Consider the following 22,069-nt stretch of genomic DNA (forward strand, 5'->3'; position numbering starts at 1 on the left):
CAGAAAGATCAACTGGTAGTAATCCGTACTGAACATATTATACATTATTTTCAGTATAGTTGAGCTTATTATTGACTAGAGTCATGCTCTCCCCTTGAGAGAGGGGAGCTACGCAATGGGGAGTTTCACTGGGATGTTATGGTCATTTCAGGTTAAGGTGAGACGCCTGGGCTGCTGATCGCGCCAGCGGGACGGAGTCCTTGAAAAGCCCTATAGCCTGCTGCACTCAGAGTTTTAGGTGTGGGTGCAGTGCCCTAGTTTAATTGAAATGACCATACTGGCAATACAGGGATCCCTGAAAATAGACAGGATGGCGGGGAGGGCTAGTCATGATTGAGGCGGGGGCAAGCGTCTTGAGGCGGATGTTGGGCGTCTACGGCAGCTCTAAGATGGGCGTTCTGCTGCTGTTGGGGTTTTCTTCGGGTTTGCCGCTGCTGCTGATCAACACCACCTTGAATGCTTGGCTGACCCAAGCGGGCTTGACCACCATTGCCATCGGCTTGTTTAACCTGCTCAATTTGCCCTACTCCTTTAAGTTCTTGTGGTCGCCTGTTCTGGATCGATTTCTGTTGCCGGCACCGGGATCCCTGCGGGGCAGTCGGCGGCGGGGGTGGATGGCCCTGACCCAGGTGCTGTTGCTGCTCAGCATAGGGCTACTGGGTTTTCAGGATCCGACCCAAACCTGGCTGGAAGCCTTGGGATGGGAAGAGCTGGCCCAGACTTGGCCGGGCATCACAGTTTTCACCCGCCCGATCTTTCTGGTGGGGTTGCTGGTGGCTTTTTTGAGCGCCTCTCAGGACATCGCGGTGGACGCTTACCGTACCGATATCTTGGCGGAGCGGGAGATGGGGGCAGGGGTAGCCATTTTCGTATTTGGCTACCGCATCGCGCTGTTGGTCAGCAGTGGCGTGAGCTTGATCTTGGCGGACTATTTGCCCTGGTGGCAGGTGTACGGGATCATGGCGCTGCTGATGTTGATCGGGTTGATTACCTCGTTTTTGGCCCCTGAGCCGGAAAACAGCGCCCTCAAGCCTACCTCTTTGCGGTCGGCCATCATCGAGCCGTTTCAATCTTTTTGGCGGCACCGCTTGGCCTGGGCGATCCTGCTGTTTGTGGTCTGCTTCAAGTTGCCGGATAGCTTGGCAGGGCAAATGACCCCCACATTTTTGTTGCAGACGGGGTTTAGCACCAGCGATCTGGGCATTATCCGCAGTTGGATAGGCTTGTTGGCCACCTTGGCTGGGGCTTTTGTGGGGGGGGAGTGGGTCAGCCGCATCGGCACCTACCGCTGTCTGTTCATTTTCGCAGCCTTGCAAGGGATCGGCAATTTGGGCCTAGGAGCGATTGGGTTGGTGGGGCAAAACTATCCGCTGCTGCTGGGGGCAACCATTTTCGACAACATGGCCGGGGGCATGGGCACGGCTGCTTTTCTGGCTTTTTTGATGAGCCTTTGCGATCGGCAATTTAGTGCCACCCAGTATGCTTTGCTCACCAGTGTATTTGCCGTGGGGGGAACCTTGGCCGGGGCTGTGTCAGGCTATTTGGCGGCTGCGGTCAATTGGCCTTTGTTTTATTTGATTACAGCGATGACAGCCGCTCCGGCAATGGTGATCCTGCTGTGGCTCGGCCCCCCTTCATCGCCTGCAACCCCGGCCACAACCGCATCTGAACCGTAACTGCCCCACCGCAAATCCGGTTCTAATAGCCTTGCCTTGAACGCAACAAGGATGGCCGCCTACAGCGCAGCCCCGATTTTGGCCGCCAGATCCACCAGCCGCGCCGCATAGCCGTACTCGTTGTCATACCAGGAGAGCACCTTCACCGTGCGATCCCCTAAGGTCATGGTGGATCCCAAATCCACAATGGAAGAGTGGGGATCCCCGACGATATCCGCCGAGACGATCTCCGGTGGAGCAATGGCCAGGATGCCGCGCAGCGGGCCTTCTGCAGCCTCGACAAAGGCTTGGTTGACGGCTTCTCTGGTGATGGGCTGCTCGGTACGCACCACAAAGTCCACAATCGAGCCGGTCAAGGTGGGCACCCGCAGCGCCAGGCCATCCATCTTCCCTCTCAGGGCGGGCAAAACCTCGGCCACTGCTGTGGCGGCCCCGGTGGTGGAAGGCACGATCGACACTGCTGCTGAGCGGCCCCGCCGATAATCTTTGGGATCCGGGCGATCCACAATTGCCTGAGTGGCGGTATAGGCATGGCAAGTGGTGAGAAAGCCGGTCTCGATGCCGAAGCGATCCAACAAAACCTTGGCCAGCGGCGCCAAGCAGTTGGTGGTGCAGGAAGCATTGGAGATGATGTGATGCCGCTCTGGGTCGTATTGGTCATCGTTGACCCCCATCACCACCGTCAAGTCGGGGCCTTTGGCAGGAGCAGAGATGATCACCTTTTTGGCCCCGGCCTCCAGGTGTTTGGCGGCCCCGTCTCGTTTGGTGAACAAGCCGGTCGATTCCACCACCAGGTCAACCCCCAGATCTTTCCAGGGCAGTTGTGCCGGATCCCGCTCTGCCAAAACCCGGACTTTCAGGTGGTTGCCGATTTGCAGATGCCCGTCCACCGCGCTCACGGTTTGGGGAAGGCGCCCATAGGCCGAGTCGAACTGGAGCAGATAGGCCAAGTTGTCGGGTTCGGTCAGGTCATTGACTGCTACCACCTCCAGCTCCCGAGCTGGCTGAGACAGCAGCACCCGCAAGAAGGCCCGCCCAATGCGACCAAATCCGTTGATGGCTACCCGTGTGGTCATCGCAATCCTCCAGTGTCAGTTCATACCGTGGGTCGAGGGACGCGGCATGGGAGACGCTACCCCCTATGGATAGGGTAGAAGAAGAACGGGATCCCCATCGCTTTTGCACCCAAGATCTCCAGATTTGCCACTGGGACTCACCCAAGAAGTTGCCGGCAGAAGGGAAAAGTAGGAATGAAGGTATTGCTGACCAACGATGACGGCATCGAGGCTGCCGGGCTGGCCAACCTCAAGTTGGCCCTCAACTCTCTCATCCCGGAAGAACACTGTTGGATTGTGGCCCCCCACCAGCAGATTTCCGGCTGCAGCCACCAGGTGACGACGGGGCGACCTTTTCGAGCCTTGGCCCGCGGCGAGCGCACCTTTGCCGTCGAGGGATCCCCTGCCGACTGTGTGCGGGTGGCCCTATTCAAGCTGGCCCCAGCGGTGGATTGGGTGCTTTCCGGTATCAACGAAGGGGGAAACCTCGGATCGGATGTGTATCTGTCGGGAACGGTGGCAGCGGTACGGGAAGCGGCGATGCGGGGGATCCCGGGAATTGCCATTTCCCAATACCGAGCAGGGGGCCAACCCATCGACTGGGAGCAAGCCCAGCGGTGGACGCGGGAAATCTTGGCGGAGCTGATGGAACAACCCCTGCCCAGGGGGGCGTTTTGGAATGTGAACCTGCCTCACTTGCCCGCCGGATCCCCTCTGCCGGAGCGGGTCTATTGTCCCCTCTGCACCCAACCCCTGCCGCTCGATTATGCGGTGGAAGCCGAGGGAAATGGGGCAGAGTCGCTGTGGTTTCGCTATCAGGGCCGCTATGCGGAGCGCGCTCGGGATCCCCAAACCGATACCGACATCTGCTTCTCCGGTCGGGTGGCCATCACCCAAGTGCAACTGGCCAAGGACTCCGTCCCGCTAACGCGACCAGGCGTTTCCGCTGGGGGGGGTAGAAGCCAGGTTGCGGGCAATGGTTCTCAGCCGTTGCAGCCGTAGCGCCGTCAGGATAGATGCTTCGCCGCTGTCGCGAACGGTGGGATCCAGCTTCAGAACCTGTTCTATGGCATCTGCCAGGTGTTGAGCGGCCTCCTGTCGGGTGTAGCCGCGAAACTGAGCACGGCGCAGGGCAAATTCATCGGCATCGAAATGGGCGCTCTCCCGGTTCAGGTTTTGCCAGATCTGCCGGACGGAGAGAGCCGTAATGCCACCTGCCAACAGAGCGGAAAAGGGGTGCTGCAAAGAGAGCTCCGCCACGGTGGTGATGCCCCCCATCAAGGCCAGCGATTGGTAAAACCCCGGCTGCAACCAATTGCGGTTGCCCAGCCAGCCCACCTCCCGCAGAAACAACAGATCCCGCTGTGGCTGAGGGATCCCTTGCCAACGGCGAAAATCGATGGCGATGGTGCCCTGGGGCTGCCAAGGGGCTTTGCGGCGGGAGATGAGCAGGGCTTCACCCCCGAAGTGGGGAACGACGCTGATCAAGGGTCGGAAAGAAGCGGGGAGCAGATCCCGCAACCGTTCGGTTTCTTCTTTTTCAAAGGATTTGAAATCTGGGCGGCTGTTCATGGCCTCACCTGTTAGGGGCATTGAGGCGGGGAGCCCGCCTGAACACGGGCGCTGTTCCGGCCCCCGACACCACAGCCCTGTGTAGAACCAATGCGAGGTTAGTCTATCGCATCTCCAGGCTGGCCGTGGAACTCTGGCCGTGGAACTCTATAGGTGGAACCCTGTAGGTTTCAAAGATCCCAATCCTAAGGTTGCGTAGACTGGGAAGGCGAGCCTACCCGTCTTACCTACTCGTCTTAAATCCGAGACCATGACCTTCCCAGCTCAGCCAGAACCCCAAGTGCTCCGTACTGCTGACGGGAATGAGCAGAGTATCAACAGCCCCCTTTACACCTACGCCTTCTTCCCGCAGCCAGCTCCAGAACTTTTGCCCTTCATCCGGCAAACCGAGGGGATCCATCGGTCGGTGCAGGTGTTCTCCCCGACAGGCAGCCGAATTGCCGCTGCTGTGGAGCCGATGCCGGATCCAGAGTCGCTGCAAGTCTCGGATGAGGTGTTGGTGCGCTCTGCCCTGCGCCACGACCAGGTGATCTGCCGACTGTTCGCCCAGATGCCGGTGCTGCCCCTGCGCTTCGGCACCTGCTTCCTCTCAGCAGAAAAGCTGGGATCCCATCTGCTGTCCCGGCAGACGGAGTACGAACAAGCCCTCGCAGCCATTGGGGGGCGGGCCGAGTACTGTCTCAAAGGAAGGGTTCAACCTCAGCCCCAACCGGAGCCACAGCCCTCCCTAAGCGGGACGGCCTATCTGTTGGCCCGCAAGCAAGCCTATCTCCAGCAACGACAGGCCCAAGAGCAGCAAGAGCAGGAGCAGCAAGCCCTACAGCAGCTTTGGCCTTCCACCTGGCCTGTGCAAAGGGGGGATCCCCAGCCAGGAGAAGCCTTGCGGCTTTACTTTTTGCTCACCCCTGCCGAGTGGGAAGCCGCCGCTCAGCTCACCCAAACCTGGCTGGCTCAGCACCCCCATTGGCAACTGGATTGGAGCGCCCCTTTGCCCCCCTATCACTTTGTCCGTGCCTTGCGGGATTCTCTGGCGGACAAGTGTATAGATCCCAACTAAGGACGCCGTCCCGCTAGCGCGAACAAAGTGCTCTGCATGCGGATCATGGTCGCGTTAGCAGAGCGTGGATCCAAGCGTGATAATGGTGAGGGGATCCCGTCCGCTTCCTGTTTGCATTGGCGAGGCGGAGCCCTCACAGGGCAAAGGACTCCGTCCCGCTAACGGGAACAGCAGGCAAAAGGAAGAGTTGTGGTCTAAAGCGCTATGCGCCGCTACCGCGAACGAGTTGGGCTATTGGGGCTGGGCACGGTTGGCACGGGTGTTGTGCAAATTCTGCAGCAACCCCGGCATCCTCTCTTGCAGTCGGTTGAGATTGCGGCGGTGGGGGTGCGCTCTTTGGACAAGCCACGGCAAGTGCGGATCCCGCCTGAGCGCCTGACCACCAATCTGGAGCAAATCGTGTCGGATCCGGAAATCGACGTGGTCATCGAGCTGATGGGGGGCTTGGAGCCGGCCCGCACCTTGATCTTAAAAGCCCTTGACCACGGCAAACCGGTGATCACAGCCAACAAAGCGGTGATCGCCCGCCACGGGGAGGAGATCTTTCAAGCGGCAGCCCAAGCCAAAGTCTCGGTGCTCTTGGAAGCGGCAGTCGGGGGCGGGATCCCGATTCTGCAGCCCTTGCAACAGTCCCTGCAGGCCAGCCACATCCAGGCGGTCTGGGGCATTGTGAACGGCACCACCAACTTCATCCTCAGCCAGATGACCCAGGCGGCCAGCTCATTTGAGGAAGCCCTGGCCCTGGCCCAGGCCCACGGCTACGCCGAAGCGGATCCCAGCGCCGATGTGGAAGGGTGGGATGCCGCCGACAAGATCGCCATTTTGGCCAGCCTTGCTTTCGGGGTGTCTGTGAAGCGGGAAGCCATCCCCTGCGAAGGGATCCGCGGCATCAGCCCCACCGACATTCGCTATGCCCGCGAGTGGGGCTACACCTTCAAGCTCTTGGCCATCGCCCAAAGGGCCAACTCTGGCGGGGAGGCAGCGAAGATGGCTTTGGATATCCGGGTTCACCCCACCCTTCTGCCCTCTACCCACCCCTTGGCCAACATCAACGGTGTGGACAATGCCGTCCTGGTGCAGGGGGATCCTTTGGGGCAGGTGGTGCTGTCGGGGCCGGGGGCGGGGCGGGGGCCGACTGCCAGTGCCGTTGTTGGCGATCTGCTGACCCTGATTGCCCACCGGCAAACGGGGGCTGATGCCCCCAATCCGCTGTGGGGATTCTCCTGCTTCCCCGCTGCCGCCTCTTTGATCCCTCTCTCGGAATTGGAGTCGGAGTTTTACGTGCGGGTATTGGCCCAGGATCAGCCGGGGGTAATGGGGGCGATTGGCACCTGCTTCGGTCGCCACCGGGTTAGCCTGGAGAGCATTACCCAAAAGGAATGTCACCAAGAGCAGGCGGAGATTGTGATTCTCACCCACACCGTCCGGGAGGCCGACTGCCGACAGGCGCTGGCCGAGATCCAACAACTGCCCCAGGTGGCCGGGATCCCCAGCCTATTTCGGGTGCTGCGCTAGCTGCGTAGACCCGCGAGCGGCGCAGAGCACATTTGTTTGACCCTTAGAGGATCGGAAAACCCGTTGGAACCCAAAAGATGAACCCTTCTGTTCGCGTTCGCGATAGCGGTGCGGAGCACTTTGGTAGGACGCAGTCCTTGCAGGCTGAGGTGGTGGTGGTGGGGGCGGGCATCAGCGGCCTAACGTTGGCCTTGCGATTACAACAGGGCTTATCCTCCAGGGATGACTCCACCCAGCCGGTGCTCCTGGCCGAGGCCAGCTCCCGCGTGGGGGGCTGTATCTCCACCCAATCCAAAGACAGCTATCGCTGGGAAGAGGGCCCCAACAGCTTTACCCCCGTCCCCGCCCTGCTTAACCTCATTGCCGAGGTGGGCTTGGCGGAGCACCTGGTGCTGGCCGATGCCAAGCTGCCCCGCTACATCTACTGGGAAAAAGAGCTGCTGCCGGTGCCCCTGAGCCCTTCTGCAGCCATTGGCTCGCGGCTGTTGAGCGTGGGCGGCAAGTTGCGGGCCTTACGTGGGTTGTTGGGGTTTGTTGCGCCACCGCCGGGCAAAGAGGAAACGGTGCGGCAATTCTTCCGGCGGCAACTGGGATCCGAGGTGGTAGAGCGGCTGGTCGAACCTTTCACCTCAGGGGTGTATGCCGGGGATCCGGATCAGCTCAGCGCCTTGGCAGCCTTCCCCCGCATTGCCGGCTTGGAAGAACGCTACGGCAGCCTCTTTGCCGGTGCTGTGCAGGCTTTGCGCAGCCGTTATCGCTACGCGACGCTCCCGCGAACCCGTCACCAGGACAGCGGCAACTCCCCTATCCAACCTCCTCCCAAGCGGGGCCAACTGGGTAACCTGCGGCAGGGGTTGCAGCAGCTACCTGAGGCGATTGCCCAGAAACTGGGCAGTGCGCTGCGGCTGGGCTGGCGGGCTGTGCATCTCAAGCGGGATGAGACGGGCTACCGGGTGGGCTTCGTCATACACGACAGCGGTGCAGAGCACACGGCCCCAGAAGAAATCCACTGGGTGGCGGCTCAACAGGTGGTGCTCACCCTCCCTGCCTACGCTGCTGCCACCCTCCTGCAGGATCTCAACCCCCAGGCCAGCCGGCTGCTGAGGGAAATCCCCTACCCGCCTGTGGCGGTGGTGGCTTTGGCCTATCCAGAAGAAGCCCTTCCCCAGCCGCTGCGAGGGTTTGGCCATCTGATCCCTCGCTCTCAGGGCCTGCGCACCCTGGGCACCATCTGGGCCTCCTCCCTCTTTCCAGAGCGGGCTCCTCAGGGCTATCACTGCCTGGTCAGCTTCATTGGGGGGGCCACCGACGCGGCTTTTGCCTGTCAGAAAGGGATCCCGCCCATTACGGCGCTCTCCCCCGACGAGCGGGCCCAAATTGTGCATGCAGAACTCAGCCAGATCCTGCTCACCCGCCCTGTCGAACCCATCCGCCTGGGAGAGCGCCTGTGGCCCCAGGCTATCCCGCAATACACGCTTGGCCACCGGCAGCGGATTGCCCAATTGCAGGCCAGCCTGGCCGACCAAACCCCAGGGGTGTGGGTGTGTGCCAACTACCTGGATGGCGTGGCCTTGGGAGATTGTGTGCGGCGGGCCGAGGCCCTAGCCCAGCAGATCCTGTCCGTCCGGCGTTAGCGGTGCGGTTCCCGTTCGCGTGTAGCAGCATAGAGTGCTGTAGACATAGCAGCATGAGCCATCCCTACACCAGCCTCCTGCTCATCCCCACCGGCATTGGTGCCCGCATCGGTGGTTTTGCCGGGGATGCCCTGCCTGTTGCCCGCACCCTGGCAGCAGCCGCAGAGCGGGTCATTACTCATCCCAACGTGTTAAACGGAGCCAGTTTGTTTTGGCCGATGGGGAACGTGTTGTACGTGGAAGGGTACGGCCTGGATCAGTTCTGTGCGGGGGTGTGGAATTTGCGGCCAGTGCGCCAAAACTGTGTTGGGGTGGTGCTGGATGCCGGGATCCCCCCCGATCTGCAACAACGCCACCTGCAGGTGATGCAGGCTGCTCAGGCCACCTTGGGGCTCAACATTGGCCCCTGGCGCTTGACCCGCCAACCCTTGGGCGTTTCCGTCGGCTTCTCCCCCTCAGGAGCCAGCCAGGGATCCCTGGCCCAGCCCGATGCTCTCTTGGAGACTGCCCAGGAGCTGGTTCGCCTGGGGGCAGAAGCCATTGCCGTGGTGGCCCGCTTTCCGGATGACTTGGACTTCAGCCAATACGAGCAAGGAATGGGGGTGGATCCCTTGGCCGGCGTCGAAGCCCTGATCAGCCACCTGGTGGTGCGGGAGTTGCGGATCCCTTGTGCCCATGCCCCCGCTTTCTACCCTGAGACTTTCCCCAAGCCGGTTCACCCCCGCGCTGCCGCAGAAGAGGTGGGGTTTACCTTCTTGCCTTCGGTTTTGGTGGGCCTCAGCTACGCTCCCCAGTTCGTCAAGAGCGGGGATCCCGTCCAACCGGGTGACCTGACAGCAGAGCAGGTGGACAGCGTCATTGCCCCGGCCACTGCCTTTGGGGGGCCTGGCTTGCTGCACCTGGCCAGCCGTTATGGCTCCGCAATGCTGTCGCAACCCCACCACAATGCTCCGCCGCTGACGCGAACGGACGGAGTTCTTACTCGTCCTCCGCTTTTCATTGCCGTCGAGGAAAACACCACCGTGATGCAGGTGCATCCCCGCCAGTTGGGGATCCCTCATGTATCGGTAACCTCCTATCTAGAGGCGATTGGAGTGGTGGTGGCCCATCGAGCAGGAGTGGCCTGGTCGTCGCTACGGCTCTCCCCCTCCACCCCGGAAAAGCTGGGATCCCACACTTGCGCCGTTATTGCTACGCGACGCTGTTGCGTTCGTGACAGCGGTGCAGAGCACAATAGTGGGACAGAGTCCTTTCACGATAGCGGGACGGAGTCCCAGTAGACTACCGGTCGCGTTAGCGGGACGGAGTCCATGAGCAGATGGGAGCCGGCAGGGGATCCGCCGGGTTTAGGCCGGCAAACCACTCCGACAGGGCGGCCGGCAAGCAGAGGCCAGGGTTTCCCTCGATGTGCAGCCGCTCCAGTCGGGGCAGTTCTGCCAAAAAGGTCGGCAGTTCTCCCGTGAATTGGTTACGTGCCAGGCGCAGATCCCGCAACTGACTCAGTTGGGCCAGTTCGGGGGGCAGGGATCCGCTGAGGCGATTGTCCGACAGGTAGAGGTTTTCCAGGTGGCGCAGTTGCCCCAGTTGGGGGGGAATAGGCCCAGAGAGCTGATTGCGATCCAAAAACAGGCCCTTGAGGGAGCTCATCTGGCCCAGTTGGCCGGGAAGGGTGCCGCTGAGGCGGTTGTTTTGCAGGATGAGGTTTTCCAGGTGGCGCAGTTGCCCCAGCTGGGGGGGAATAGGCCCAGAGAGCTGGTTGTGATCCAAAAACAGGCCGCGCAGGTTGCGCAGCTGCCCCAGCTCGGATGGGATGGAGCCGGAGAATTCGTTGTAGTCGAGAAACAGGTTTTCCAACTGGCTGAGTTGCCCCAGCTCGGGCGGCAGGGGGCCGGAAAGTTGGTTGTGGCTGAGGGACAAGGCTCGCAACCGGCGAAATTGGCCTATTTCGGGCGGCAAGGAGCCGCTCAACCCCTGGCGATCCAACACCAGTTGGACAAGACACTGATCCGGATCAAAAAGGGCCACCTCCTCTACCTTCACCTCCGGACGGCCCAGAGCTGCCAAGATCTGCCGCAGCAAGAGGGGATCCCGACAAAGGGGAGCAGACCAGGCCCCCATCCCCCAGCTCAGCCAAACCCAGATCGCCAACAGGCCCACCGCCCACCTCTCGTGCCGAGCCATTCCCCTCTGCTGCTTCATCCCTGCTCTCCAAAGGATCTTTGCCAAGGTACCATCCTACTCCGTCCCGCCTCCGCCGGGGTTGTTGCTATGGGCAGGGGAACCGCGACGTAGAAGAGTTCTGGCCCGGAACCGGCTAAGGACTCCGTCCCGCTAGCGCGAACAGCTACACTGAAAAGCCGATGACCTCCTCTTCGGCAAACCTCCATGGCCAGGATCAACGACCACTTCCTCAAGCTCAAGACCGGCTATCTCTTTCCCGAGATCGCCCGGCGGGTGCAGGCTTTTGCCACCGCCCATCCCGAAGCTCAAATCATCAAAATGGGCATTGGCGATGTCACCGAGCCGCTGCCGGAAGCCTGTCGAACGGCCATGATCCGGGCGGTGGAGGAAATGGGGGAACGGGCCACCTTTCGCGGCTATGGGCCAGAGCAGGGCTACGAGTGGCTGCGCCAGGCCATTGCCCGGCACGACTTCCAGGCCCGCAACTGCGATATCGACGCTTCCGAGATCTTCGTCTCCGATGGCTCCAAGTGCGATTGCGGCAACATCCTGGATATCCTCGGCCACGACAACACCATCGCCATCACGGATCCTGTCTATCCGGTTTATGTGGACACCAACGTGATGGCGGGCCATACGGGGCCGGCCAACGAACGCGGCGAATACGAGGGCCTGGTCTATCTGCCCATCACTGCCGAAAATCACTTCACCGCCAGCCTGCCCAGCCAAAAGGTGGATGTGATCTACCTCTGCTTCCCCAATAACCCCACAGGCGCAGTGGCCACACGGGAGCATCTGCAAAACTGGGTGGACTATGCCCGTGCCCACGGCTCCCTGATCCTGTTCGATGCCGCCTACGAAGCCTATATCACCGAGCCCGGGATCCCCCACTCCATTTACGAGATTCCAGGGGCGCGGGAATGTGCCATCGAGTTCCGCTCCTTTTCCAAAACCGCTGGGTTTACCGGCACCCGCTGTGCCTTTACGGTGGTGCCCAAGTCTTTGCGGGGGCAAGCTGCCGATGGATCCTGGGTGGATCTGTGGAGCTTGTGGTATCGCCGTCAATCCACCAAGTTCAACGGGGTGTCCTACATTGTGCAGCGGGGGGCGGAGGCGGTCTATTCCGAAGCGGGGCAAGCGCAGGTGCAAGGTCTGGTGCAGTTTTACCTGGAAAATGCCCGCATCATTCGCCAGCAGTTGGCCGAAGTGGGGATCCAAGTCTATGGCGGCGTGAATGCCCCCTACGTCTGGGTGAAAACACCCGATGGGCTGAGCAGTTGGGAGTTTTTTGACAAGCTGCTGCACACCTGCCATGTGGTGGGTACCCCTGGCTCTGGCTTCGGCAGCGCCGGAGAGGGCTATCTGCGCCTGTCCGCTTTCAACAGCCGCGCCAACGTGGAAGAGGCAATGCGCCGCATTGGCAGCGTGTTTGCGGGGGCTGGAGCCGTTGGTTAATTGAGTCTTGACCCAGAGGGCGAGGATTCTTTCAAGCGCTCCCCGCCGCCAGAGGCGAACAGCTTGGGCCCGACAGGAAAGATGACGAACCAGTCGGCGATACCGCCGCGAACCCTTTTGCCTGCAACGCAGCAACTGGGCCAGCTTCCCCTTCGGCTTTCCGGGTACTGCCGCTTCGACTGCAGCTCCTGACCGTTAGCGATGAAGATATCCATACCCTCATGGGCAGTGGCCAGGTGAACTTTGCCCAAATCCACCCCATTTCCACCAGAACGGGTGTGTTCTGGGGCCAAGGTATCACCCTTTCCCATTGGGCAGATAGAGTTTGCAGCAGCCCAGCAAAAAGCTGCCCTGATCGCGTCAGCAGGTCGTATCTTGGTCGGCCAGTTCTGGCGAAAGCCTTTCACAAAGCAGGCCGTAGGTCTTTTGCCTGGATCCCTAGACCAGCAGCGGGGCTTTGCGCCAAGCCTTGGGCTGCTGGAACCGGTGCAGATCTCGGATCAGCCGCACCCAGCCGTCAGACATGGACTCCACCAAAACTTTGCCTTTCTCCGGCGTGGCGGCGGTGGCATCGCCCAAAACTCCGCTCTGGGTGAGATCGCGAGTTGCCCAAGCGAAAGGGATCCGCCCTTCCATGCTGAGCAGGCTGTTTTCCGGCAGATCGTGGGGATATTCGCAGACCAATCGGTCGGTTCGCACCGTGTCCGGCAAAAGGTGCATCAGCATACTGGTCTCCCCATCGCCGGCGTGAATGCCCAATTCCCGTTCTTTCTCGGTAAACAGCTCTCGTCCTTCGTGGGGAACGCGCCAGACCGACACCGGAAACAGCATGAAATCTTCATACTTCTGGTGCAGATCGCGGGCAACAATCTCCAGGACCTGTGGCTGGCCACCGTGGGAATTGAGGAACACCAGCTTGCGAAACCCAGCTCGGTAGATGCTCTCTGCCACTTCTGTCAGCACCGCCATCAGGGTTTGAGCCGAGAGGGTAATGGTGCCGGGGAAATGCCAATGCTCGTTGGCTTTGCCGTAACATTGGGTGGGCAAAACATAGGCCGGGATCTCAGGCTCCAGCTTCTCCATGGCGCGCCCAATGATCGCCGTGCCGATGCAGGCATCCACCACCAGGGGCAGGTGGGGCCCATGTTGCTCGATTGAGGCAACCGGCTGGATGATCACCACGTTCTCTTTGTCGGGCATGGCCTGGATCTCCGTCCAGGTCAGGTAGGGGAAAAAGCGGTGGGGCGGGACAAAAGTGTGCATCATGGCGGGATCCGTCCAAGTCTGATCAGAAAGCTACCTAGCACCATGCCACAAGATCGGGTTCACGAAATGTCCGCAAAGACGGGATCCCCGGCCAACCCGCCTGCCAAAGAAAAGTAAGGAGGCCATCGATTAGGATCAGTACAGTCCATATCGTCTTCAGTTAACGATTGCATGACCCTGTTGCCTCGTTTGCCCGCCCGATGTGGCTCTGTGGAGAATATCCCTTTCAGAAGCCGCCCTTTGCCTGCCCCGGTGGAGGTGGGCAGCACTCCACCCTCACCCCGTCCCATCCTCGCCCTGCCAGGGCCGCAAGCCACCCTCTATGTGGAGCTGATTCAGGCTTCTCTCCACAATCTTGCGGCGGGATCCCCAGCATTGCTCTGGGTGCGGCCTCTCCTGCTCAGGCAGGGATCCCAAGTCTTCAACCTGCGGGCCACCTCGGATTTGCTCTGGCCTGCTGCCGGCTTTGTTCCGGCCTATGCGGAGGAGGTATTGCCCCTTCTGGAACAGGCAAGGGATCCCGCTCCCCACGAGCTCCCTGCCCGACAGCAGTTGCAGGCATTTCTGCGGCAAGTCTGGCGAGGCTAGGCTGCCCCGGAATGGCCAAGGGAGGCGGCCAACCTTTGCAAAGCCGATGCCAACATCGCTAGAGCCGCGTCAATTTCTGCCGGGGTGACGATCAAGGGGGGCACAAAGCGCACCACCTGGGATCCTGCCGGCACCAACAACAGCCCGCAGTCCATGGCTGCCTTGACCACTTCAGCCGCCGGGATGCGCACCACCAAGCCCTGAATCAGGCCCCAGCCCCGCACTTGCTCAACGAGCTGCGGAAACTGCTCCGCCAAGCGGGACAGCCCCTGACGCAGATACACCCCTGTCTGCTGGGCATTCCAAACCAAACTCTCCGACATTAGCGTGCGGCAAACCGCCAGGCCCACCGCACAAGCCAAGGGGTTGCCCCCAAAGGTGCTGGCGTGATCCCCCGGCTGAAACACGGCGCAAAAGTCTTTCGCCAACAAGGCCCCGATGGGGATCCCACCGGCCAGGCCCTTGGCCAAGGTGAACACATCCGGCTCCACCCCCAGGTTACAGTGGCCCCACAGCATGCCAGTACGGCCCATGCCCACCTGCACCTCATCCAAAATCAGCAGAATGCCCCGCTCGCTGCAGATCCGGCGCAACCATTGAAAATAGGCGGGATCCCCCGGCACAACCCCCCCTTCCCCCTGCAACGGCTCCAACAGCACGGCACACACCCGCTCGCCCCAGCGCTCCAACACCGCTGCTGTGCCCTCGATGTCGTTGTAGGGAACGTAATCAAAGCCGGGCACCAGAGGGGCAAAGTCTTTTTGGTATTTGGGCTGGCCGGTGGCGGTAATGGTGGCCAGGGTGCGGCCATGGAAGCTGGCATGGGCGGTGAGGATCATCGGATCTTGGATCCCGCGCACCGTGTGGGCATACTTGCGAGCCAGCTTAATGGCTCCCTCATTGGCTTCCGCCCCTGAGTTGCAGAAAAACACCTTGTCGGCACAGGAGTGCTGGGTCAGCCATTGGGCCAGTTGCGCCTGCGGCTGGTTGTAGTAAAGGTTGGAAACATGATGCAACTGTTGCGCCTGCTCGGTGAGCGCCTGAATCCACACCGGGTGGGCATGCCCCAGAGTACAGGTAGCAATGCCGGCCACAAAATCCAGGTACTCCCGCCCCTGCTCATCCCAAACTCGACACCCCTGCCCGCGCACCAGGGTTAAAGGATAGCGCCCGTAGGTGGACATCACATGCTCGGCAAACAGCTCGGCAGTTGTCGGGGATCCCGAGGGGGCACTGGCAAGAGGCGAAGTCAGAGGAGACATGGCCGGTAAAAGATTGCTGTCGTGTTGGCGGCGCGGAGCGCTTTGGGGCTGGCGCAAGCCGTGTTTCGAGTGTATCACCCTGCTTTTGGAGATGATATTCTGGCAGGGCCCAAGATTCAGGGATCCACAGCAAACAGACAGAAGCAAACAGACAGATGTCGCGGCGGGGGGTAACGGTCTGGTTTACGGGATTGAGCGGGGCGGGCAAAACCACCCTGAGCTGCGGCGTGGCCCAGCAGTTGCGCGCTTGGGGGCTGCCGGTGGAAGTGCTCGATGGGGACCTGGTGCGGCAACATCTCACCAAGGGTCTGGGCTTCAGCAAAGCGGATCGGGATGAGAACATTCGCCGCATCGGCTTTGTGGCGGAGATGCTGACTCGGCACGGGGTGATTGTGCTGGTGTCGGCCATTTCCCCCTATCGGGCAGCACGGCAGGAGGTACGGCGATATATTGGCAGCTTCATCGAGGTCTTTGTGGATGCCCCCCTGGAGGTGTGCGAACGTCGGGATGTGAAGGGCCTCTATCGAAAGGCGCGGGCAGGCTTAATCCAGAACTTTACCGGTATTGACGATCCCTACGAGCCGCCGGAACAGCCGGAGGTGGTGTGCAAAACTGCCGAGCAAAGCATCTCCGAATGTATTGACCTGGTGATACAAAGCCTAAAAAGCAGAGGTTATGTCTAACAGGCCCACTGCTCTTACGTTGCCCGTAGAGGGTGGGCTTCCCCCCGGAGTAGCTGCAAAGAACCTAGAATTAAGAAAGGCTTACAAGCAACTCCTATGGCTTCGACATCGGCATCGGCCACTCCCATTTCGGCGCAGTGGATCTGGCGGGGGCAGTCAGTTCATTACGTCAAACAGGGTGAGCAGGGGCAGCCTCTGCTTCTGGTGCACGGCTTTGGAGCCTCCACCGACCACTGGCGCAAGAACATTCCCGAATTGGCTCAACACTACCAGGTGTACGCCATCGATTTGCTGGGTTTCGGTCGCTCCGCCAAGCCCAACTGGGACTACCGCGCCGAAATCTGGCGGGATCAGCTGCGGGACTTTTGCCAACAGGTAATCCGTCGGCCTGTGGTGGGGATCGGCAACTCCCTGGGCGGCTATGTGGTGCTCAGTTTTGCGGCGGAGTGGCCGGAGTGGGTGCGGGGCGTGGTGCTTTTGAATGGGGCAGGTGGGTTTTCCACCCTCAAGGGATCCCCGACCGGATGGCGGCAATGGATAGGCGGATTGGTGGGCTGGGGCCTGCGCCAGCGCCTGGTGTCTTACCTGCTGTTTCAGTATTTGCGGCAGCCGCACGTGATCCGAGCCAAGCTGAAGCAGGTTTACTACGACCCGGCAGCCGTGACCGATCAGCTGGTCGAGGCCATCCATCGCCCCACCCAGGATCCGGGGGCTGCCGATGTGTTTGTGGCCTTGATGCGAGGTGGGCAGAAGGGACGGTATGTAGATGAGCTGCTGTGCAGCTTGGTGCGCCCGCTGTTGTTGATCTGGGGAGAACGGGATCCCTGGATGCGGGCTCGGGAACGCTCTAAGCTGTACCGGGCCCACTACCCTCAAGCAGTGGAATACTTCCTGGAGGCTGGCCACTGCCCCCATGATGAGCGCCCCGAAGAGGTCAATGCCCTGATTCACCGGTGGATCGAGACCGGGATCCCAGCCACCACTTCTCCCCCCATTTCCAAAGCTGCCCCTGTATCGGAAGTCCATCCCTAGGCGGCCCGTCTAGCTTGGGCTGTCCAACAATTCCTCCTGGGGATCCCCTTCTAGGCCGATGGTGTACTTAGACCATTCTCGATGGGAACCACTGCCGACGGCTTTGGAGATTTCAAAATAAAGAGTGCTGTGGGGACGGCGGGGTTGGCGCAGCAGGGGCATACCGGCTTCGCGGGGGGTGCGGTTCCCTTTTTTCACGTTGCAGCGCACACAGGCACTGACCACATTTTCCCAAGTATCCCCGCCGCCACGAGACCGAGGGATCACGTGATCCAGGGTGAGATCTTCGCCGAAGCAGCCGCAGTACTGACAACGGTGCCCATCCCGGTAGAGGACGTTGCGGCGCGTGAGCGGGATCTCCTTATGGGGAACGTGGACATAGTGGCGCAGGCGAATGACGGTGGGCAAAGGAATGTTGCCGTACACCACTCGGCCATTGTGCTCAATTTGCTCGGCCTTGCCCTTGAGCAAAAGAACGACCGCCCTGCGCCAACTGGTGATGTTGAGCGGCTCGTAGGAGGCATTCAAAACCAAAACTTTGCCCATAGTGCCGCGCACCGCTGACGGGATCCCTAACCCAAGCCGGGAGGCACCAGCCCCCTGAAGTTATGCAAAATGTTAACACAGCTTCAGATTCGGGCAGTAGGAGCCCTGTGCTCCAGGAGATAGTTGCGGCTGCTGCAAGGGCGCTACTCTGGAGAGGATCCGTCGGCAGGGGCGTGTTCAATCCCCGTGGGGTTTCCCGAAGAGGCTGAATTTTATTGAGGTGATGAAGCTGGAACTGAAATCTTCAACTCAACGGCAGGATCTGCCCCAAAAGAGAAACCCAGGCGAGGGATCCCGCTGGCTGATGGGTCTAGCCATCCTGCTGCTCTGTCTGGGGTCCCCCAACCGCTGGTGGCACTGGTTTCCGGGGGCGCTGCTGGGCCTAGCCCCGCTGTTTGACCTGTGCGAACAACGGCAAGGGTGGGCGCGGTGGCGTTTGGCCTATGGCCTCTGGTTTTGGGTGTGCCTGTATGCCTTCTGGGTGGATCCCTTCTCGGTTAAGGTGTTGAGCGCCTGGGAGATCCTGGGGGGCGTGGTGGTGGCTCCCCTGATCCCCCTCTTTTTCACCACTGCTACGCTCCTGAGTTTGCAACTGAGTCGTCCCCTGCCGGTTTGGGCACGTCCGCTGGGTTTGGCCACGGTCTGGACAGGCTTGGATGGGCTGTTGGGCTTGCTCTGGTGGCCCATCCCTTTCCACTGGGGATCCCTGTTGTTCGACTGGCCCCTCGGGATCCAAGTAGCCGATGTTACAGGGATCTGGGGGGTTACCTTTTTTGCCGTGTTCGTCAATGGGGTTCTTTGGCAGATGGCCAGGCAGATTTCTAGCCGGTGGCAGGCGGCTGGGGGATCCCTGAGAAACGTTTTGGGTGAGATGCTCAGGAACAGGGATTTCTGGGGTACGCTCGCCTGCGGCCTGGGGTTGACGGGGCTGGTCTTGGCCTATGGAAGCGCACGCCTGGCCTACTTCGATGCCTTGGCCGTCGAAAACAGGGATCCTGACTTTCGGGTGGCGGCGGTGCAGCAGGTGGCTTGGCTGGAAGCCGATCGCAGTTGGAACTACCGCCTGGAGCGCTACCGGGAGCTGCATCAGCTTTCTGCCCAGGGGGTGGCTGCCGGGGCACAGTTGGTGATTTGGCCGGAGGGGGCGCTGCGGGCACGGCTGCTGAATACCGGCCTAGAGCCTTACGTGATCGAGCCGATGCAAGCGATTCTGCCACCGGAAGGCGCTTTGATTACGGGGGCAACAGAGCCGGATCCCCGCACAGCCCATTTGCCGGAAGAGCAGCAGCGATTTTTTAATACGGCCCTATTGCTTGACGCCCGGGGCAACTTACTGGATGGGTTTGGCAAGCAGTGGATCTTTCCCTATTTCGAGTCGGGGCGCTACGTGCCTTCACCCGATGGCTATCGGCCTCTGGACGGAGGGGAGCTTTTCGGGCCTTTGGGGGTGATGATCTGCTTGGAGAGCGTGTTGCCTGCGCCCAGCCGAACTTTGACTCGTCGCGGTGCCGAGTCTTTGATCGTAATTTCGGATGATAGCTGGTTTGGCAATAGCCACTGGCCGATGCTGCATGGCAAACTCTCGGTTTTTCGGGCTGTGGAAAATCGGCGTAGCGTGGTGTTTGTCAATAACACCGGCGGCAATTTGGTGGTGGATCCCTCAGGTCGGCTCCAGCAGGTTGGCCCCATCTTTCAGCGGGGGGTGATTACGGGAGAAGTGAAGCGGCGTTCTGAGACAACTTTCTACAATCGCGCAGGGGATTGGCTGGCGTGGCTGACGTTGGGGCTGTCTTTGGGGCTATGGCGTTGGGGATCCCGAGCAAGGCAAGGATGAGTTAGAATCGATAGGCCCACCGGTGGGTCTGCGGATTCTCCTATCCAGTCCTCACTTCAAAGCCCTGCTGATGTAGCTCAGTTGGTAGAGCAGCTCACTCGTAATGAGCAGGTCGTCGGTTCGAGTCCGATCATCAGCTTTCTGGAGTTGAACACCTCAGAGTCCCTTTGGGAGAAGAGTTGGGGGTGGTCGCGGAAGCGGCGCGGAGCGTTTGGGCAGCAGCGATCATTCTTTCGAATTGCAGTGAAACCTTGGAACGGCTACAGTTGTGGAGGGCACCAGAAAAGATTTCGGGTAGAGACCCCCAAAGAATGGAGAATATCTCTCATTACCCCTGTGCAGTACTTCCAATGCTCAGGATCTGCACACATGCGGTCGGGATTCAACTCCATCTCATAATGAATAACATTGGGGATCCCGGCAAACTCATCAGAAGACTGAGGAGAAACAATCAGCAGCAGAAAAGGCTTGCCCCTGCGCTTAGCCGCCAGCTTATCCATTAAGTCAACAACGGCCTCTCGCCGGCAACCTCCTGTGCGCACAAACAAGACTTTATCAGCTTTTTCCAAAACATGCATAAAGCGCTTGGCGCGAGCAGCGTAGCGAGTTCGCATTCGCTCATAGATGGGATCCATATTCTGAAGTGGATCCTCCCCCTCTTCCACCTCATGGCCAAAGGAGAGGCCCGTCCACTTGCTGTGGTAAATTCGCCGATCTTCAGGACTGTAGTGCAAATATTGCGGATCCCACATGCCCTGAAACTCGTTGTGGATCATATCGGCCACATCAGCCAAATTGCTGGTGCGTGTCAAATCAAAAGGAAAGGCAGGCCCGTCATATTCCAACTTGTAGAGCAGCATTCGCACCGCGCAGCGATCCCCTAACGGCACAATGGCAACACGATGAATATCCGATAATTTGCAGGTGTATTCCAGCAGCATGACCGATTCGGGAGCAGTCTTTACCCGGCTTTCGAGGCCGCCTTCCCCGATCATCAAGGTGCGGAAGAGAGCTTCCCGGTGGCTCGGATCTTCGTAAACACCCATCGGCATGGCTTTGAGAGCAGCCCGCACTTCCTTCCACATGGGGTGGATGTTGTACTCGTGATTGCTCTGGTTGATCACGCACAGGCGAGGTATGGGATCAGAAGAGCCTTCTGAGGATCCACTGAGCTTGAGAAGGATCAACGATCCATCCTCGAAGATCGTTTCTACTGCTGCTGAGGAAAAGAACTGGGCTACTGGGGAGAAGACAAGATCGGCATCCGCAGGAATGGAGAGGGTTGTTTGCACTGAACCATCTTCTCGTATGGAAAGTGAATATAGGGTCGCATCCCCTATCCTTTCATCGCTTCTGCCAACATACAGACCCGGTTGTAGACGTGCTTTTTGGAAAGCGGCTTGCAAAGGCTGCCAAGTGGGCGTGATGGTATAGGGATAGGGAGTTACATTCACGATGCGAAATTGATTTTTGCCCGTCTCTACGGTTACCCAAAAACCATGCTCCTCTTCAAAAATGACCTGCTCCCCAATGGGTTGAGGGAGCTTGCCACGAGCCGAGCTAACTTGGCTGGGATCCAGAAGAGAGAGATCGATGGCCTCAAACATGACCTGATGACCCTTGGAATTGGGGTGAGCTGGGTCAAAAGCAAGGTCTGGTTTCCAGCGGCCCTGTCCATCTTCCAAATGAGGCAGCCAATTGAACACAGGGCATCCCCAGCTGAGCATTCTTTGCTGAGTTTCTTGCAAAAGAAGATGCTGTTCTGGGCCGTAGTTTGCATGGGGATAAACCCCTCCCAGAACTGGCAAGGCTCCAATGTCTTGAATTCGCTGAATTAGCCGCTGCAGGCCGTTTTCAAACCGCCTCTGCAGGGCGCGGCGATGCTGGGGCAAGGCCGATACCAAGCCTTCATTTCCCAAGGACAGGGCAACAATAACGACATCAGGACGTTCAGGGATCACTACCTGTTCAAACCGCAACAGAGTTCGGCTGACGTTTGCCCCCAGTTCAGAGAGATTTCGCACTTGATGGCCATAGCGTTCTTGCAGAGCTTTCTGCAACAGCCAAGCCCAACCTCGCAACAGCCAAGCGCTGCACCCCAGGGCAACGGAGCTGCCCAAAATGACGACTTTTAGCCCTTGCGGATTTTCCGGTTCGACCTCAGGAATGGGATCGGCAAAATAGCCGTAAGGATAGGCAGGGATCCGGCCAAACTCTCCATCCTCAACAATTAAAACTGCCGGCAAAGGTTCCGGCTCAAGTGGCACCCAGCGATTGACATCGGCGGATTCCCAAATCACTTCGCCACCGGCTTGAACGCGCAGATACCGGTACTCTACTCGAGGGATTTCTTTTGAACACCCGCTATAGGGCAACAACGGGCCGGGCGTGCCGTCTGCTGGGCTCAACGGCAACTCTACCCACCACAGCGGATAGCGAGTCGGATCCGTTTGCAGCCAAATGCAATGGCAGGGATCCCAGGAGCCCAATTTTGCGCTGGATCCCACCAAGGCAATTCTCTCGCCCGGCTGGGTGATGGCACGAACCTGGAAGCGATACATAACGTTTTCCTGGCACAGGATTCAATGGGAAATTGTGGGGCTGCGCGGGCGGACTGCACTCACTCATCACCCAATCAACAGCTCAGCAGCCGGCTGAGAAGGGCAAGAGCCTGGGAGCTGATCCCATCTCTGCTGTTTTATCGGGGAAAAAG

General features: G+C 59.8%; 19 protein-coding genes and 1 tRNA gene. 12 read left to right on the forward strand and 8 right to left on the reverse strand.

Features of this window, described 5'->3' with window-relative positions:
- Positions 1-389 precede the first annotated feature (389 nt).
- A complete protein-coding gene (locus ACVW0B_RS08810) occupies positions 390-1,676 on the forward strand; it encodes an AmpG family muropeptide MFS transporter (protein ID WP_414374910.1) in 1,287 nt (428 codons plus the stop codon).
- Positions 1,677-1,735: 59 nt separating this feature from the next.
- Here ACVW0B_RS08810 and gap read toward each other — a convergent pair whose 3' ends face one another.
- Positions 1,736-2,752, reverse strand: a complete 1,017-nt coding sequence (gap, locus tag ACVW0B_RS08815; RefSeq protein ID WP_457491475.1) for a type I glyceraldehyde-3-phosphate dehydrogenase — start codon at positions 2,750-2,752, stop codon at positions 1,736-1,738.
- A gap of 174 nt (positions 2,753-2,926) precedes the next feature.
- Here gap and surE point away from each other — a divergent pair, with 174 nt between their 5' ends.
- Complete coding sequence (gene surE, locus ACVW0B_RS08820) at positions 2,927-3,733, forward strand: 5'/3'-nucleotidase SurE (RefSeq protein ID WP_414419291.1); 807 nt, start codon at positions 2,927-2,929, stop codon at positions 3,731-3,733.
- Here the strand turns inward: surE and ACVW0B_RS08825 are convergent.
- Positions 3,656-4,303 (reverse strand): DUF3318 domain-containing protein, encoded by a 648-nt coding sequence (locus ACVW0B_RS08825; protein ID WP_457491476.1) that lies wholly within the window; start codon positions 4,301-4,303, stop codon positions 3,656-3,658. The genes surE and ACVW0B_RS08825 overlap by 78 nt on opposite strands.
- 250 nt (positions 4,304-4,553) lie before the next feature.
- On the opposite strand from ACVW0B_RS08825, the gene ACVW0B_RS08830 reads away from it, so the two are divergent.
- The 4 genes from ACVW0B_RS08830 to ACVW0B_RS08845 all read left to right on the forward strand — a co-directional run bounded on the left by ACVW0B_RS08830 (position 4,554) and on the right by ACVW0B_RS08845 (position 9,789).
- Positions 4,554-5,360 (forward strand): GvpL/GvpF family gas vesicle protein, encoded by an 807-nt coding sequence (locus ACVW0B_RS08830; protein ID WP_457491477.1) that lies wholly within the window; start codon positions 4,554-4,556, stop codon positions 5,358-5,360.
- 204 nt (positions 5,361-5,564) lie between these two features.
- Complete coding sequence (locus tag ACVW0B_RS08835; protein ID WP_011433040.1) at positions 5,565-6,875, forward strand: homoserine dehydrogenase; 1,311 nt, start codon at positions 5,565-5,567, stop codon at positions 6,873-6,875.
- Between the two features lie 77 nt (positions 6,876-6,952).
- Positions 6,953-8,509, forward strand: a complete 1,557-nt coding sequence (gene hemG, locus ACVW0B_RS08840; RefSeq protein WP_457491478.1) for a protoporphyrinogen oxidase — start codon at positions 6,953-6,955, stop codon at positions 8,507-8,509.
- 53 nt (positions 8,510-8,562) lie between these two features.
- Positions 8,563-9,789, forward strand: a complete 1,227-nt coding sequence (locus ACVW0B_RS08845; RefSeq protein ID WP_457491479.1) for a DUF3326 domain-containing protein — start codon at positions 8,563-8,565, stop codon at positions 9,787-9,789.
- A 13-nt stretch (positions 9,790-9,802) separates the two neighbouring features.
- On the opposite strand, the gene ACVW0B_RS08850 is transcribed toward ACVW0B_RS08845, so the two are convergent.
- Positions 9,803-10,690, reverse strand: a complete 888-nt coding sequence (locus ACVW0B_RS08850) for a leucine-rich repeat domain-containing protein (RefSeq protein WP_457398483.1) — start codon at positions 10,688-10,690, stop codon at positions 9,803-9,805.
- A 204-nt stretch (positions 10,691-10,894) separates the two neighbouring features.
- Between ACVW0B_RS08850 and ACVW0B_RS08855 the strand changes: the two genes are divergently transcribed.
- Positions 10,895-12,145 carry an LL-diaminopimelate aminotransferase gene (locus tag ACVW0B_RS08855; protein ID WP_011433036.1) on the forward strand — a complete coding sequence of 417 codons (1,251 nt, stop codon included), beginning with the start codon at positions 10,895-10,897 and terminating at the stop codon, positions 12,143-12,145.
- Here the strand turns inward: ACVW0B_RS08855 and ACVW0B_RS08860 are convergent.
- Positions 12,142-12,438, reverse strand: coding sequence for a hypothetical protein (locus ACVW0B_RS08860; RefSeq protein ID WP_148202718.1), 297 nt, complete (start codon positions 12,436-12,438; stop codon positions 12,142-12,144). The genes ACVW0B_RS08855 and ACVW0B_RS08860 overlap by 4 nt on opposite strands.
- A 145-nt stretch (positions 12,439-12,583) precedes the next feature.
- Positions 12,584-13,408, reverse strand: a complete 825-nt coding sequence (locus ACVW0B_RS08865; RefSeq protein ID WP_011433035.1) for a creatininase family protein — start codon at positions 13,406-13,408, stop codon at positions 12,584-12,586.
- A gap of 174 nt (positions 13,409-13,582) precedes the next feature.
- Between ACVW0B_RS08865 and ACVW0B_RS08870 the strand changes: the two genes are divergently transcribed.
- Positions 13,583-13,999, forward strand: a complete 417-nt coding sequence (locus ACVW0B_RS08870; RefSeq protein ID WP_414522924.1) for a hypothetical protein — start codon at positions 13,583-13,585, stop codon at positions 13,997-13,999.
- Here ACVW0B_RS08870 and ACVW0B_RS08875 read toward each other — a convergent pair.
- Positions 13,996-15,261: an acetylornithine/succinylornithine family transaminase gene (locus ACVW0B_RS08875; RefSeq protein ID WP_457441929.1), complete on the reverse strand. Its 1,266-nt coding sequence runs from the start codon at positions 15,259-15,261 to the stop codon at positions 13,996-13,998. The two genes, ACVW0B_RS08870 and ACVW0B_RS08875, sit on opposite strands and share 4 nt — an antisense overlap.
- 155 nt (positions 15,262-15,416) lie before the next feature.
- Between ACVW0B_RS08875 and cysC the strand changes: the two genes are divergently transcribed.
- A complete protein-coding gene (gene cysC, locus ACVW0B_RS08880) occupies positions 15,417-15,944 on the forward strand; it encodes an adenylyl-sulfate kinase (RefSeq protein ID WP_457441928.1) in 528 nt (175 codons plus the stop codon).
- A gap of 96 nt (positions 15,945-16,040) precedes the next feature.
- Positions 16,041-16,976 carry an alpha/beta fold hydrolase gene (locus tag ACVW0B_RS08885; protein WP_011433031.1) on the forward strand — a complete coding sequence of 312 codons (936 nt, stop codon included), beginning with the start codon at positions 16,041-16,043 and terminating at the stop codon, positions 16,974-16,976.
- A gap of 9 nt (positions 16,977-16,985) precedes the next feature.
- Here the strand turns inward: ACVW0B_RS08885 and ACVW0B_RS08890 are convergent, their stop codons facing one another.
- The gene (locus tag ACVW0B_RS08890) at positions 16,986-17,522 is read right to left on the reverse strand and encodes an HNH endonuclease (RefSeq protein ID WP_011433030.1); all 537 of its coding nucleotides are present in this window, start codon (positions 17,520-17,522) and stop codon (positions 16,986-16,988) included.
- 223 nt (positions 17,523-17,745) lie between these two features.
- On the opposite strand from ACVW0B_RS08890, the gene lnt reads away from it, so the two are divergent.
- Both lnt and ACVW0B_RS08900 read left to right on the forward strand, forming a co-directional pair.
- Complete coding sequence (gene lnt, locus ACVW0B_RS08895) at positions 17,746-19,356, forward strand: apolipoprotein N-acyltransferase (protein ID WP_457491480.1); 1,611 nt, start codon at positions 17,746-17,748, stop codon at positions 19,354-19,356.
- A gap of 66 nt (positions 19,357-19,422) precedes the next feature.
- Positions 19,423-19,495, forward strand: a tRNA-Thr gene (locus ACVW0B_RS08900).
- 121 nt (positions 19,496-19,616) lie between these two features.
- On the opposite strand, the gene ACVW0B_RS08905 is transcribed toward ACVW0B_RS08900, so the two are convergent.
- Positions 19,617-21,917: a DUF1796 family putative cysteine peptidase gene (locus ACVW0B_RS08905; RefSeq protein WP_457491481.1), complete on the reverse strand. Its 2,301-nt coding sequence runs from the start codon at positions 21,915-21,917 to the stop codon at positions 19,617-19,619.
- Between the last annotated feature and the right edge of the window lie 152 nt (positions 21,918-22,069).

This window comes from Thermostichus sp. MS-CIW-23, from assembly GCF_054059455.1.

Coding starts and splice junctions, on each gene's coding strand:
- hemG (WP_457491478.1), top strand. CDS start 6,953: ATGAACCCTTCTGTTCGCGTTCGCGATAGCGGTGCGGAGCACTTTGGT.
- ACVW0B_RS08810 (WP_414374910.1), top strand. CDS start 390: ATGGGCGTTCTGCTGCTGTTGGGGTTTTCTTCGGGTTTGCCGCTGCTG.
- ACVW0B_RS08855 (WP_011433036.1), top strand. CDS start 10,895: ATGGCCAGGATCAACGACCACTTCCTCAAGCTCAAGACCGGCTATCTC.
- ACVW0B_RS08830 (WP_457491477.1), top strand. CDS start 4,554: ATGACCTTCCCAGCTCAGCCAGAACCCCAAGTGCTCCGTACTGCTGAC.
- ACVW0B_RS08905 (WP_457491481.1), bottom strand. CDS start 21,917: ATGTATCGCTTCCAGGTTCGTGCCATCACCCAGCCGGGCGAGAGAATT.
- ACVW0B_RS08850 (WP_457398483.1), bottom strand. CDS start 10,690: ATGGCTCGGCACGAGAGGTGGGCGGTGGGCCTGTTGGCGATCTGGGTT.
- ACVW0B_RS08890 (WP_011433030.1), bottom strand. CDS start 17,522: ATGGGCAAAGTTTTGGTTTTGAATGCCTCCTACGAGCCGCTCAACATC.
- surE (WP_414419291.1), top strand. CDS start 2,927: ATGAAGGTATTGCTGACCAACGATGACGGCATCGAGGCTGCCGGGCTG.
- ACVW0B_RS08825 (WP_457491476.1), bottom strand. CDS start 4,303: ATGAACAGCCGCCCAGATTTCAAATCCTTTGAAAAAGAAGAAACCGAA.
- ACVW0B_RS08845 (WP_457491479.1), top strand. CDS start 8,563: ATGAGCCATCCCTACACCAGCCTCCTGCTCATCCCCACCGGCATTGGT.
- gap (WP_457491475.1), bottom strand. CDS start 2,752: ATGACCACACGGGTAGCCATCAACGGATTTGGTCGCATTGGGCGGGCC.
- ACVW0B_RS08885 (WP_011433031.1), top strand. CDS start 16,041: ATGGCTTCGACATCGGCATCGGCCACTCCCATTTCGGCGCAGTGGATC.
- ACVW0B_RS08835 (WP_011433040.1), top strand. CDS start 5,565: ATGCGCCGCTACCGCGAACGAGTTGGGCTATTGGGGCTGGGCACGGTT.
- ACVW0B_RS08870 (WP_414522924.1), top strand. CDS start 13,583: ATGACCCTGTTGCCTCGTTTGCCCGCCCGATGTGGCTCTGTGGAGAAT.
- cysC (WP_457441928.1), top strand. CDS start 15,417: ATGTCGCGGCGGGGGGTAACGGTCTGGTTTACGGGATTGAGCGGGGCG.
- ACVW0B_RS08865 (WP_011433035.1), bottom strand. CDS start 13,408: ATGCACACTTTTGTCCCGCCCCACCGCTTTTTCCCCTACCTGACCTGG.
- ACVW0B_RS08875 (WP_457441929.1), bottom strand. CDS start 15,261: ATGTCTCCTCTGACTTCGCCTCTTGCCAGTGCCCCCTCGGGATCCCCG.
- lnt (WP_457491480.1), top strand. CDS start 17,746: ATGAAGCTGGAACTGAAATCTTCAACTCAACGGCAGGATCTGCCCCAA.